Source organism: Pseudonocardia aurantiaca (assembly GCF_039526725.1).
GTDB classification, from domain to species: domain Bacteria; phylum Actinomycetota; class Actinomycetes; order Mycobacteriales; family Pseudonocardiaceae; genus Pseudonocardia; species Pseudonocardia aurantiaca.
The window spans coordinates 600467-612654 of record NZ_BAAAJG010000008.1; the positions used below are offsets into that span (position 1 = coordinate 600467).

General features: G+C 72.7%; 13 protein-coding genes. 2 read left to right on the forward strand and 11 right to left on the reverse strand.

What is annotated here, in order from left to right; translation table 11 throughout:
* The first annotated feature begins 41 nt into the window (after nt 1-41).
* On the forward strand, nt 42-1688 hold the full coding sequence (locus ABD143_RS12755) for a carboxylesterase/lipase family protein (RefSeq protein WP_343976176.1): 1647 nt from the start codon (nt 42-44) through the stop codon (nt 1686-1688).
* 42 nt (nt 1689-1730) lie between these two features.
* On the opposite strand, the gene ABD143_RS12760 is transcribed toward ABD143_RS12755, so the two are convergent.
* From ABD143_RS12760 to ABD143_RS12810, 11 genes are all read right to left on the reverse strand, one after another.
* Nucleotides 1731-4064 (reverse strand): RelA/SpoT family protein, encoded by a 2334-nt coding sequence (locus ABD143_RS12760; RefSeq protein WP_343976179.1) that lies wholly within the window; start codon nt 4062-4064, stop codon nt 1731-1733.
* A 36-nt stretch (nt 4065-4100) separates the two neighbouring features.
* Nucleotides 4101-4649 (reverse strand): adenine phosphoribosyltransferase, encoded by a 549-nt coding sequence (locus tag ABD143_RS12765; protein WP_343976182.1) that lies wholly within the window; start codon nt 4647-4649, stop codon nt 4101-4103.
* Complete coding sequence (gene secF / locus ABD143_RS12770) at nt 4646-5842, reverse strand: protein translocase subunit SecF (protein ID WP_379660047.1); 1197 nt, start codon at nt 5840-5842, stop codon at nt 4646-4648. The genes ABD143_RS12765 and secF overlap by 4 nt, the downstream gene beginning before the upstream one ends.
* Nucleotide 5843: 1 nt before the next feature.
* Nucleotides 5844-7670 carry a protein translocase subunit SecD gene (secD, locus tag ABD143_RS12775; RefSeq protein ID WP_343976184.1) on the reverse strand — a complete coding sequence of 609 codons (1827 nt, stop codon included), beginning with the start codon at nt 7668-7670 and terminating at the stop codon, nt 5844-5846.
* A 64-nt stretch (nt 7671-7734) separates the two neighbouring features.
* Nucleotides 7735-8091, reverse strand: a complete 357-nt coding sequence (yajC, locus tag ABD143_RS12780; RefSeq protein WP_343976187.1) for a preprotein translocase subunit YajC — start codon at nt 8089-8091, stop codon at nt 7735-7737.
* A 52-nt stretch (nt 8092-8143) separates the two neighbouring features.
* The gene (gene ruvB / locus ABD143_RS12785) at nt 8144-9166 is read right to left on the reverse strand and encodes a Holliday junction branch migration DNA helicase RuvB (RefSeq protein ID WP_343977387.1); all 1023 of its coding nucleotides are present in this window, start codon (nt 9164-9166) and stop codon (nt 8144-8146) included.
* A 40-nt stretch (nt 9167-9206) separates the two neighbouring features.
* On the reverse strand, nt 9207-9809 hold the full coding sequence (gene ruvA, locus ABD143_RS12790; RefSeq protein ID WP_343976191.1) for a Holliday junction branch migration protein RuvA: 603 nt from the start codon (nt 9807-9809) through the stop codon (nt 9207-9209).
* The gene (gene ruvC / locus ABD143_RS12795; RefSeq protein ID WP_343976194.1) at nt 9806-10375 is read right to left on the reverse strand and encodes a crossover junction endodeoxyribonuclease RuvC; all 570 of its coding nucleotides are present in this window, start codon (nt 10373-10375) and stop codon (nt 9806-9808) included. Before ruvC ends, ruvA begins: the two co-directional genes overlap by 4 nt.
* A gap of 167 nt (nt 10376-10542) precedes the next feature.
* Complete coding sequence (locus ABD143_RS12800; RefSeq protein WP_343976197.1) at nt 10543-10917, reverse strand: VOC family protein; 375 nt, start codon at nt 10915-10917, stop codon at nt 10543-10545.
* Nucleotides 10914-11153, reverse strand: coding sequence for a VOC family protein (locus ABD143_RS12805; RefSeq protein ID WP_343976200.1), 240 nt, complete (start codon nt 11151-11153; stop codon nt 10914-10916). The genes ABD143_RS12800 and ABD143_RS12805 overlap by 4 nt, the downstream gene beginning before the upstream one ends.
* 32 nt (nt 11154-11185) lie before the next feature.
* A complete protein-coding gene (locus tag ABD143_RS12810; RefSeq protein ID WP_343976203.1) occupies nt 11186-11461 on the reverse strand; it encodes an AraC family transcriptional regulator in 276 nt (91 codons plus the stop codon).
* 102 nt (nt 11462-11563) lie between these two features.
* Between ABD143_RS12810 and ABD143_RS12815 the strand changes: the two genes are divergently transcribed.
* A complete protein-coding gene (locus ABD143_RS12815; protein WP_343976206.1) occupies nt 11564-12139 on the forward strand; it encodes a class I SAM-dependent methyltransferase in 576 nt (191 codons plus the stop codon).
* Nucleotides 12140-12188 lie beyond the last annotated feature (49 nt).

Consider the following 12188-nt stretch of genomic DNA (forward strand, 5'->3'; position numbering starts at 1 on the left):
TCACTATGTCGGCGCACGCCCCGGCATGGCACGATCCGGGCGTGCGCCGACGACCCCCAGCCTGGGCCGCCGCCCTCGTCGGCGCCGTGCTCCTCGCCGCCTGCTCGCCGGGTGCGGGCAACGGGGCTCCGCCCCTTGGTGAGCGGGTCGCGGTAGAGCAGGGCGAGCTGCTCGGCCGGCTGGACGGGTCGATGCTGCGCTTCCAGGGCGTCCCGTACGCGGCCCCGCCGGTCGGGGACCTGCGCTGGAGCCCTCCGCAGCCGCCCGCCCCGTGGAGCGAGACCCGGCCCGCGACGGCGCCGGGCGCGCGCTGCCCCCAGCTCGCCGCCGCGCCCGGCACCCCGCACGCCACCGCCGCGAGCGAGACGGAGGACTGCCTCACCCTCGACGTCACCGTGCCGGCCGGCACCAGTGCGGCGTCCGGCCTGCCGGTGCTCGTCTGGATTCACGGCGGCGGGTTCAACGCAGGCGCGGGCAGCGACGTCGACCCGCAAAGGCTCGCCGCGGCCGGCCCGCTCATCGTCGTCACCATCAACTACCGGCTGGGGATCTTCGGGTTCTTCGGCCTCCCCGGGCTGCCGGGTGCCGGCACGTTCGGGCTGATGGACCAGCAGGCCGCGCTCGGCTGGGTACACCGCAACATCGCCGCGTTCGGTGGCGACCCCGGCAACGTCACGATCGCCGGCGAGTCCGCCGGGGCGGACAGTGTCTGCGGGCAGCTTGCCTCTCCCGGGTCTGTCGGGCTGTTCCAGCGCGCGATCATGCAGAGCGGTGGCTGCAGCACGGCCAACATCATCGACATCATCCGTCCGGGCACGGGTCCGAGCGGCGACACGTGGAAGCCGCTGCCCCTCGTGGAGGCCGCAGGGATGAGCGTGTCGGCGACCTTCGGGTGCGCCGACCCGGGCGAGGACCCCGGCACCGACGGCATCCTCGCCTGCATGCGGGCCGTGCCCGCGGCCCAGCTCGTCCCGGACGCCGGGTTCTACTGGAGCCCGGCCACGGGCACCGACACGCTACCCCGGCGCCCGTCCGACCTGGTGGTGGACCGCGACCTGCGCCCGGTCCCCGTGCTCGCCGGCACCACCCGCGACGAAGGCACTCTCTTCACCAACGCGTTCTACGACCGTGCGGGAACCCCACTCACCGAGACCGGGTTCCGCACGGTGCTCGCAGCGGCCGCAGGGTCGCAGCGCAACGCGGCCGGGCGGGCCTACCGGGTGAGAGACCGGTCTCCCGGGCGGGCGTGGTCGGACGTCATCACCGACCGCGCCTACGCCTGCACGAGCGTCGCCACCTACCAGTCGGTCAGCACCCGCGCCCCGCTCTTCGCGTACGAGTTCGCCGACCCCACCGCCCCGTCCCCGTACGCGGGCCTGCCGCCCGACCTCGCCGACGGCGTCGCGCACGGCGCCGAGATGCCCTACCTGTTCGACCTCGTGCCCGGCCAGCCCACGCTGACGGCCCCGCAGCAGGCGCTGGCCGCGGAGATGGTGCAGCGGTGGGCTCACTTCGTCACGAGCGGCAACCCGAACGGCGACGACGGCATTGTCAGCGCGACCGCGTGGCTGCCCTGGGCGGGTGACGGCCAGCTCCTGGCCGTCGGCGGCGCCGGGGACGGCACGCAGCTCCAGCCGGGTGCGGAGTTCGCAGCGGCGCACCGCTGCGCGCTCTGGGGAGCCGGCTGAACCGCTGCGGTCTCTCCGTCGCCGGAACCCCGCCGGAGGCGGTCAGCTGGCGCTCGTCACCCGGTAGACGTCGTATACGCCCTCGACGTTGCGCACGGCGCGCAGCACGTGCCCCAGGTGCTTCGGGTCGCCCATCTCGAAGCTGAACCGCGACACCGCCACCCGGTCACGGGACGTCGTGACCGACGCCGACAGGATGTTGACCTTCTCGTCGGCCAGCACCTTCGTGATGTCGGAGAGCAGCCGGTGCCGGTCGAGCGCCTCCACCTGGATGGCCACGAGGAACACCGAGCCAGGCGACACCGACCAGGCGACGTCGACGAGCCGCTCCGAGCGCGCCTTGAGGTCGCCGGCGTTCGTGCAGTCGGTGCGGTGCACGCTGATGCCGCCGCCGCGGGTGACGAAACCGAGGATGTCGTCGCCGGGCACGGGCGTGCAGCAGCGGGCGAGCTTCGTGTAGAGGTCGCCGAGGTCGCCGCCTCCGTTGACGCCGTTGTCGCTGCGCACGACCACACCGGCGTCCCCACCTGAGCGCCGCAGCCGGACGGTGGACGGGGTGGCGCGCTCGGCGAGGTCTTCCTCGGCCTGCTCCACACCACCGAGCAGCGCGACGAGCCGCTGCACGACGTGCCGCGCGCTGGCATGCCCCTCGCCGACGGCGGCATACAGACCGGAGAGGTCGGGGAAGTGCAGCTCGCGCGAGAGCGCGGCCATCGCGTCGGCCGAGACGAGCCGCTGCAGCGGCATCGACGTGCGCCGGGCCTCGCGGGCGATCGCCTCCTTGCCCGCCTCGATGGCCTCCTCGCGGCGCTCCTTGGCGAACCATTGCTTGATCTTCGTCTTGGCTCGCGGGGACGCCACGAACGACTGCCAGTCGCGGCTCGGGCCCGCGCCCTCGGCCTTGGACGTGAAGATCTCGACGACGTCGCCGGACTCCAGCTTGCGCTCCAGCGCGACGAGCCTGCCGTTCACGCGCGAGCCGATGCAGCGGTTACCCACCTCGGTGTGCACCGCGTACGCCAGGTCGACCGGGGTGGACCCGGACGGGAGCGTGATCACGTCGCCCTTGGGCGTGAAGACGAAGATCTCCTGCGACGCGAGGTCGAATCGCAGCGACTCGAGGAAGTCGCCGGGGTCGGCGGCCTCACGCTGCCAGTCGAGCAGTTGGCGCATCCACGCCATCTCGTCGACCTCGACGGCCTGCCCGGTATGGGTGCCGCGGGTCTCCTTGTACCGCCAGTGCGCCGCGATGCCGTACTCCGCTGTGCGGTGCATGTCCTGCGTGCGGATCTGCACCTCGAGCGGCTTGCCGTCCGGCCCGATCACTGTGGTGTGCAACGACTGGTACACCCCGAAACGGGGCTGGGCGATGTAGTCCTTGAACCGGCCCGGCATCGGCTGCCAGAGCGCGTGCACCATGCCCATCGCTGCGTAGCAGTCGCGCACGTCGTCCACGAGCACGCGGACGCCCACGAGGTCGTGAATGTCGTCGAAGTCGCGGCCCTTGACGATCATCTTGCGGTAGATCGAGTAGTAGTGCTTGGGCCGGCCCTCGACGGTGGCGTTGATGCGCGCCGACTCCAGCTGCTGCATCACCTCGTCGATCACCTGCTTGAGGTAGGTGTCGCGGGAGGGCGCCCTGGTGGCGACGAGCCGGACGATCTCGGAGTACTTCTTCGGGTGCAGGATCGCGAAGGACAGGTCCTCCAGCTCCCACTTGACCGTGGCCATCCCGAGCCGGTGCGCGAGCGGGGCCAGCACCTCGAGGGTCTCGCGGGCCTTCTTCGCCTGCTTCTCCGGCGGCAGGAAGCGCATGGTGCGCATGTTGTGCAGCCGGTCGGACAGCTTGATGACCAGCACTCGCGGGTCGCGGGCCATCGCGACGATCATCTTGCGGATCGTCTCGGCCTCGGCGGCCGTGCCCAGCTCGACCTTGTCGAGCTTGGTGACGCCGTCGACAAGGTGCGCCACCTCCTCGCCGAAGTCCTTGCGCAGCCGGTCGAGCGAGTAGTCGGTGTCCTCCACCGTGTCGTGCAGCAGCGCCGCGACGAGCGTGGTGGTGTCCATGCCCAGCTCGGCGAGGATCGTGGCGACGGCGAGGGGGTGCGTGATGTACGGGTCGCCGGACTTGCGCTTCTGCCCGTCGTGCTTGGAATCGGCAACGTCGTAGGCGCGCTGCAGCAGCGCGAGGTCCGCCTTCGGGTGCAGCGCCCGGTGGACGCTGGCCAGCGGTTCGAGGACCGGCGCGACCACCGCGACGCGCTGCGGAGTCATCCGCCGTGCGATGCGGGCGCGTACGCGGCGGGTGGCGGACGGCCTCGCGGGCGCCTCACCCGCCTCCGCGACGGGAGGCGCGCCCTCCTGCACGTCCGTCATACGTTGCGCTCCACGGACATGAGGATAGTCCCCGGATCACGCGCTCAGCAGTGCGTGTACCGGCACGTCTCCGAGCCGTTCCCGGCCGCCGAGCGCGCTCAGCTCGAGCAGGGCGCCGAAGCCGATCACCTCCGCGCCCGCGTCGGTCAGCAGGCCGCACGCGGCGGCCGCCGTGCCGCCGGTGGCGAGCACGTCGTCCACGACGAACACCCGCGCTCCCGGCGCCACCGTGTCGGCCGGCAGCTCCAGGGTGGCCGTGCCGTACTCCAGGTCGTAGGTGCGCGACCCGGCCACCAGCGGCAGCTTGCCCGCCTTGCGCACGGGCACCACGCCAGTGCCCGCGACGATGGCGACGGCGGCGCCGAGGAGGAACCCCCGTGCCTCGACGCCGACCACCACGTCGGCCGCGCCGACCAGCGAGGCCAGCTCGGTGGTGACGATCGCGAACGCCTCGGCGTCGGCGAGCACCGGCGTGATGTCGCGGAACAGGATGCCGGGCGCCGGGTAGTCGGGCACGTCCCTGACCAGCCCGACAACCCGCGCGAGGGCCGGCTCGGCCAGCGGCTGCGCCACGGGCTCGGTCACCGGCTCCGCTTCCCGCTCGGGCGTGCCGCCCGGCCTGCCGGACGCTTGGCGCGCGGCGCCTGCCCGCGCTCGGCGACCTTGCCGGGCCGGGCCGGGGCGGTCGCCGCCGCGGCCATCGCCTGCTCCTTGCGGAGCGCGTTGTCGAGCTCGGAGTCGTCGGTCAGGTCGGGCTCGATCCCGGCCAGCGCGTCGGCCGCCCGCTTGCGCCGCGCGGCGACCCTTGCGGCCTGATCCCGGAACCGCGGGTCACGCATCTTCAGGTCCACCAGAATCGGCGTGGCCAGCAGCAACGACGAAAGCGCCCCGGACACGATCCCGACCGCCTGCACCAGCGCGAGGTCGGCGAGCGTGCCCACGCCGAGCAGCCCGACCCCGATCACCAGCAGGCCGATGACCGGCAGCACCGCGATGAGCGAGGTGTTGATCGAACGCATGAGGGTCTGGTTCAGTGCGAGGTTGGCCGCTTCGGGGTACGTGCGGCGGGTGAGCCCGAGCAGCCCGCGGGTGTTCTCCCTGACCTTGTCGAACACGACGACTGTGTCGTAGAGCGAGAACCCGAGGATGGTGAGCAGGCCGATCACCGTGGCCGGCGTGACCTCGAACCCGATGATCGAGTAGACGCCCGCCGTGACCACGACGTCGTGCAGCAGCGCCACCAGCGCCGCTATCGCCATGGCGCGCTCGAAGTAGAACGTCAGGAAGATCGTGACCAGCACGAGGAACACGGCGAGGGCGACCAGCGCCTGCTGGGTGATCTGGCCACCCCAGCTGCCGCTCACCGCGCTGTCGCTGATCACGTCCGGCGTGGGGGTGCCGCCCGCGCCGATCGGCTGGAACGTGTCGAACAGCGCCTGCTTCAGCGCCACCAGCTGTCCCGGGTTCAGCGCCTCGGAGCGGATGATCACCGACGCCGAGTTGCCGGTGCCCACCGACTGCACCGCGGCAGGTGCCGTACCGACCGCCTGCTCGAAGACGTGGCGCACGGCGTCGACGTCGGCCGGTGCGGCGGCCGTCGTGGCGGGGAACTGGATCTGGGTGCCGCCGGTGAAGTCGATGCCGAGGTTGAACCCGCGGAACACGATCGACGCCACGCAGATGAGCACGAGCACCGAGAACGCGATGTACCAGGTGCGCTTGCGCCCGACGATGTCGAACGCACCGGTGCCCGTGTAGAGGCGGGAGAGCACGCCCATCTCAGGCTCCCTTCGTCGCGCCGGTCGGCGTGGCGGTTCGTTTGCGCTCCGCCGCCAGTCGCGCCATTGCCCCCAGCCCCGAGAACCCGGGGCTGCCGAACACCCGCGAGTTGGACGCGAGCGCGACCAGCGGGTGGGTCACCAGGAACACGACGAGCAGGTCGAGCACCGTGGACAGGCCGAGGGTGAACGCGAAGCCCCTGACCTGGCCCAGAGCCAGAATGTAGAGCACCGCGGCAGCGAGGAAACTGACCGCGTCGGCGGACAGGATCGTGCGCCGCACCCGCACCCACGCGCGCGGCACGGAGGAGCGGAACGTGCGGCCTTGGCGCACCTCGTCCTTCAACCCCTCGAAGAAGATCACGAACGAGTCCGCCGTGATACCGATCGCGAGGATGAACCCGGCGACGCCCGCTAGGTCCAGGGTGAACCCGATCCAGCGGCCGAGCAGCACGAGCACCGCGTAGACCACCACGCCGGACAGCGCCAGCGACAGGATCAGCAGGAGCCCGAGCACCCGGTAGTAGATGAGGCAGTAGACGAACACGAGTGCCAGGCCGATGGCGCCGGCCAGCAGGCCGGCCTCGAGCGAGGCGAGCCCGAGGGTCGCGGAGACGGTCTGCGCTTCCGACGACACGAACGACAGCGGCAACGAGCCGTAGCGCAGCACGCCGGCAAGCTGCTGGGCCGATTGCTGGTTGAACTGGCCGGAGATCTCGGTGGGCCCGTAGATGGGCTGGTTGACGACGGGCGCCGAGACGACCGCGCCGTCGAGCACGAACGCAGCCTGCTTACCGACGTTGGCGGTGGTGTACTCGCCCCACGCCGACGCGCCTGCCGGCTTGAACGTGAGGCTGATGACCCAACCGACTCCCTGCTGGGCAGGCACGGCCTGGGCCGTGTCGATCTCGGTGCCCTCGATGATGACCGGCCCGAGGACGTACTTCTCCGTGCCGTTGTCGCTGCAGGCGACCAGCGGCAGCGTCGGGTCGTCGTAGCCGCGGAGCGGGTCGTTGGCGTTGCAGTCGAGCGCCTGCAGCGCCATGGCCTGCACGTTGGGGTCGGTGCTCTGCCGGGTGGCCCGTGCCGCGTCGATCTCGGCGGCCAGCTGGGGGTCGGCCGGAGCGGCCGGGGCCGCCGAGCCCGGGGCGGGCGTGGCCGGAGCCGGGGGCGCCGTCGTCTGCGCGCCCGGTGGCGGCGGGACGGGCGGCGGCGAGGGGTCCTGCAGCGGAGACGTGTACGCGACCGGGGCGACGGGGCGCTCGACCGCGGCCGGGTGGCCCATGCCCTGCGGTGTACCCGCCGGAGGCGGCGGGTTCGCGGGCGGGGCGTTTGCGGGCGGGTTCGCGGGAGGGGCGGTAGCGGGCGGAGCGTCGGCAGGCGGTCCACCGGGTGTGGCCGCCGGCGGGGGTGCCGCCGGGTTCGCCGGGGCGGCGGGTGGCGCGGCCGGCACCGGACCGCCGATCACCTCACGGATGCGCAGCTGCGCGGTCTGGCCGAGTGAGCGGGCCTGTTCGCCTGCGCTGCCCGGAACGGTGATCGTGAGGTTGTTGCCGTCCAGCACGACCTCGGCGCCGGTCACGCCGAGGCCGTTGACGCGCTCCTGGATGATCTGCTGCGCCTGCAGGAGCTGTTCACGCGGCGGGACCGCGCCGGTCTCGGTGCGGGGTTGCAGGGTGACGCGCGTGCCGCCCTGCAGGTCGATGCCCAGCCTCGGTGTGGCCTGGCCGTCGCCGGTGAAGAACACCAGTGCGTAGAGGACCACGACGATGCCTGCGAAGGCCGTCAGGTAGCGCCAGGGGCGGATCCGCCCCGGGGTTGATGCCACTGCCTACTTCACTTCCTGTCCGTGTGCGCCCCGTCCGGCGCGCCGTGCGCTGCGAGGTGCGCTGTCAGGTGCGCGGGGTGCCGTTCGCCGAGTCGGGCTTCTCTACCGGCTCGGATTCCAGCACCTCCGTCTCGTCGGAGGCGGGCTCATCGGCGGGAGCGGGGTTGACCTTCTCGCGGACCGCAGCGCGCACCCATGTGGTGACGACACCGTCCGCGATTTCGAGGTCGATGGTGTCCTCATAAGAGGCGTCGACCACCGTGCCGCGCATTCCCGACGTTGTCACGACGGTGTCACCCGGCTCCAGGGACTGCTGGAGCTTTTGCATGTCTGCCACCTGGCGGCGCTGGCGCCGGCCGGACAGGAAGATCGGGATGAATAGAAGCAGGATGAGCAGGGGGAATAGCAGCGAGATGTCCATGGTCTCCGTATCTCCGCACGTCGAGAGCCACCTGAGTCTGCCAGCCCCCGCTTCAGAACAACGCGGGAGGTCCGCCCGGGGTGACGTCCGGCGGCGAAGCGATGCCCAGATGTGTCCAGGCGGCGGCGGTAGCCACCCGGCCGCGCGGGGTGCGGGCCAGCATCCCGGCCCGCACGAGGTACGGCTCGCAGACCTCCTCGACGGTACCTGGTTCCTCGCCCACCGCCACTGCCAGCGTGGACACCCCTACGGGGCCCCCGCCGAACGACTTCACGAGCGCCCTGAGCACCGCGCGGTCGAGCCGGTCGAGGCCGAGCTCGTCCACGTCGTAGACGGCCAGCGCGGCCCGTGCCACATCGCGGCTCACGGCGCCGTCGGCGCGGACCTGGGCGAAGTCGCGCACCCGGCGCAGCAGCCGGTTGGCGATGCGGGGGGTGCCACGGGAACGGAACGCGATCTCGGACGCCCCGTCGGCGCGCAGGTCGACACCAAGGATCGTGGCCGCCCGGCGCAGCACGCGCTCCAGGTCGGACGGCTCGTAGAACTCCATGTGCGCGGTGAAGCCGAACCGGTCGCGCAGCGGGCCGGTGAGCGCGCCCGCGCGCGTGGTCGCGCCGACCAGCGTGAACGGGGCGATGTCGAGCGGGATGCTCGTGGCGCCCGGCCCCTTCCCGACGACGACGTCGACCCGGAAGTCCTCCATCGCGAGGTAGAGCATCTCCTCGGCGGGGCGGGCCATGCGGTGGATCTCGTCGATGAACAGGACGTCGCCGTGTTCGAGGTTGGAGAGCATCGCGGCGAGGTCGCCCGCACGTTCCAGCGCGGGCCCGGACGTCAGGCGGATGGCCGCGCCCATCTCGGCGGCCACGATCAGGGCGAGGCTCGTCTTACCCAGCCCCGGCGGGCCCGAGAGCAGGATGTGGTCGGGCGGGTCGCCGCGGCGCCGCGCCCCCTCAAGCACGAGTTCGAGCTGCTCCCGCACGCGCGGCTGACCGACGAACTCGGCGAGCGTGCGCGGGCGGAGGCTCGCGTCGACCTCCAGGTCCTCCGGCTCCGGATCAGGAGTGAGGGCCACATCGTCGACGGGGTCGTCGAGGGGGTCGTTCACGGGCGCGTCACCGGGACCGGCCCAGGCGGTTCAGCGCCGCGCGGAGCAGGGTGCTCGCGTCTGCGCCCGCGTCGGCCGCCAGCACGGTGTCGACGGCCTGCTCGGCGGGCTTCGCGGTGAAACCGAGGCCGACCAGGGCCTCCAGCACCTGCTCGCGGCGCGGGTTGCTCCCGTTCACCGCGACCGGGATGGTCGCGGCGGCCGCCGGCGGCGCCACGACCTTGTCCCGCAGCTCCAGCACGAGCCGCTCCGCGCCCTTGCGCCCGATGCCCGGGACCCGCGTGATCGTGGTGATGTCGCCCTCGGCCAGGGCGCGGCGGAGCACGTCCGGGCTGAGCACGGCGAGCGTCGCCAGTGCGATCCGCGGCCCGATCCCGCTGACTGTCTGCAACAGCCCGAACAGCTCGCGCTCCTCGTCGTCGGCGAAGCCGAACAGCGTGAGCGAGTCCTCCCGCACGACGAGCGCGGTGGCGAGCCTGCTGCGCTCCCCCCGGCGCAGGCCGGCCAGCGTCGTCGGGGTGGCATGAACAGCGAGTCCGACCCCGCCGACCTCGACGACGGCGTGGTCCAGCGCGATGTCGAGCACCTCACCGCGCACGGAGCTGATCATGGGGAGACTCCCTTCGCCGCGGCCGCCAGGCGGGCCCGGTGGGCGCGCGCCAGCTCCGCGGAACGCGCCTTCGCCTGCGCCATCCGGTCGAGCATCGGGCCTCGCCAGCAGTGGCAGATCGCCAGGGCCAGCGCGTCGGCCGCGTCGGCCGGGCGGGGCGCCTCCGCCAGCTTCAACAGGCGCGTGACCATGGTCGTGACCTGCTGCTTGTCCGCCCGGCCTTCGCCGGTGACGGCAGCCTTCACCTCGCTCGGGGTGTGGAACGCGACGGGCAGCCCGGCGCGGGCGGCGAGCAACGCCACCACCCCGCTGGCCTGCGCAGTGCCCATCACCGTGCGCACGTTGTGCTGGCTGAACACCCGCTCGACGGCGACGACGTCTGGCCGATGCCGCTCGATCCAGCGCTCCACGGTGTCGCCCACGGCCAGCAGCCGCTCGGCGAGGGGCGCATCGGCAGGGGTCCGCACGACGTCGACGGCGACGAACCGCACCGTGCGCCCACCCGACCCGTCGACGACCCCGAGCCCGCACCGGGTCAGCCCCGGGTCGACGCCGAGCACCCGCACACCGTCTCCTCCCGCGCGAACAGTCGTTCGACGGGGAGGCTACCGGCGCCGTCGCGGGCGCTCGCGCGGGCGCGCCGACAACCCCGACGCGATCAGACCCGACGCGATCAGACCCGGCGCGATCAGACCCGGCGCGATCAGGCCCGGCGCGATCAGGCCCGGCGCGATCAGCCCCTGTCGTTCACGAGCAACTGGCGGACCTCGGGGTCGGTGACGCGGATGTAGCTCCCCCACGGCTCGGTGACCACGTCACTCACCTCGACGCCGGCGGCGCGCAGCTCGGCGACGGTCGCGGCGAGGTCGGCGGCGTCGAACGTCATCGGGTACGCCGCGTCCGGCTCGCGGTCGAAGTCCTTGGCCGCGCTGAGCACCACGCTCGTCCGGGGACCAGAGCCGTCGGACGGGGCGACCTCCACCCAGCGGGCGCCCGGCCACATCTCGCGGTCCATCACCGTGGTGAAGCCGAGCTTGCCGACGAAGAACTCCAGCATCACGTCCTGATCGGCCACCGCCACGACGGCCGTCGCGACCCGGGCGATCACGCCCCGCCCCCGCCGATGTGCTGGGTCAGGCTGAACCAGTTGCCGGAATCGTCGCGGAACACGGCCTCGATCCCGTACGGGCGCTTCGCGGGTTCCTGGGTGAACACCACACCGCGTGCGGAGAGCTCCTCGTAGGTCTTCTGGACGTCGTCGGTCGCCATCACCCCGGTGCCCATGGCGCCCTTGGCGACCAGCTCGCGGATCTGGTCGGCGCTGTCCGGGTCGTGGCCCATCATGTTTCCTCCGGTTCTCGAGTGCTGGGCCGACGCTAGGGCGACCCGCCGGGCCCGGTCTTCTCCGAGATTGCGCTCCCGGCGGACGGAGCCCCCTTCGGCCGGCTCCACGCCATGAGGAAGCACCCGGGCACCTGGGGGGCGGCCCGCTCGGCGTGCAGCCGCCGGTACTCGATGGGCGAGACCTCCACGAGCTCGGTGAACCGCGCGCTGAACGAGCCGAGGCTGGAGAACCCCACGAGGTGGCAGATCTCGGTGACGGAGAGATTGGCTCCTTTGACTCCCGCCGGCTCCGCGGCGGGACCGGTCATGTGGTCATCCTCCCGCACCGTCGCGCGCGAGCCCCCGATGTTCACCCACCGGCCGCCCGCCGGCAACGGCGAACCCGCCACCACCCGCCCTAACCTGCGAAAATGACCGACGGGCGGGTCCTGTTCCGCGAGTTCCTGCGCTCCCCCACGCGGACGGCCACCCTCACGGCCAGCTCAGACGCCCTGGTGGCCGCGATGATCGCGCCGCTCCCGCTCGACGGCGACCCGGTGGTCGTCGAGCTCGGCGCCGGCACCGGCCGCGTCACCGACGCGCTGCAGCGGCGGCTCGCGGGCCGCGGCCGGCAGATCGCCGTCGAGCTCAACCCTGTTCTGGCGGACCGGCTCGCCGCCCGCCACCCCGGCGTGACCGTCATCAGTGGCGACGCCGGGCAGCTGCCCGACCTACTGGCCGGGCACGGCGTCGAGCGGGTGGACGGCGTCGCGAGCCTGCTGCCGTGGGCGGCGCACGCCGCGGCCCCGGTATCCGCACTCGCGGCTGGTGTGCTCGCGCCGGGGGGCGTGTTCACGCAGGCGTCGCTGCTGGGGTTGCACCTGTTCCCGCCCGCGCAGCGGCTGGTGCGAGACATGCGTTCGGCGTTCGCCGAGGTCACGGTCGTCGGGCCGGTGTGGGGCAACCTGCCCCCGGCTCGGGTGCTCGTCGGCCGCACCAACCATTGACGGGGCGCCCGCCGCCCGCACTCAACGCGCCACGAGCCAGCGTCCGACC

Excerpts from the sequence above, each read along its gene's own strand:
- ABD143_RS12815 (WP_343976206.1), top strand. The coding sequence starts at position 11,564 with ATGACCGACGGGCGGGTCCTGTTCCGCGAGTTCCTGCGCTCCCCCACG.
- ABD143_RS12760 (WP_343976179.1), bottom strand. The coding sequence starts at position 4,064 with ATGACGGACGTGCAGGAGGGCGCGCCTCCCGTCGCGGAGGCGGGTGAG.
- ABD143_RS12805 (WP_343976200.1), bottom strand. The coding sequence starts at position 11,153 with ATGATGGGCCACGACCCGGACAGCGCCGACCAGATCCGCGAGCTGGTC.
- ABD143_RS12810 (WP_343976203.1), bottom strand. The coding sequence starts at position 11,461 with ATGACCGGTCCCGCCGCGGAGCCGGCGGGAGTCAAAGGAGCCAATCTC.
- ruvA (WP_343976191.1), bottom strand. The coding sequence starts at position 9,809 with ATGATCAGCTCCGTGCGCGGTGAGGTGCTCGACATCGCGCTGGACCAC.
- secF (WP_379660047.1), bottom strand. The coding sequence starts at position 5,842 with ATGGGCGTGCTCTCCCGCCTCTACACGGGCACCGGTGCGTTCGACATC.
- yajC (WP_343976187.1), bottom strand. The coding sequence starts at position 8,091 with ATGGACATCTCGCTGCTATTCCCCCTGCTCATCCTGCTTCTATTCATC.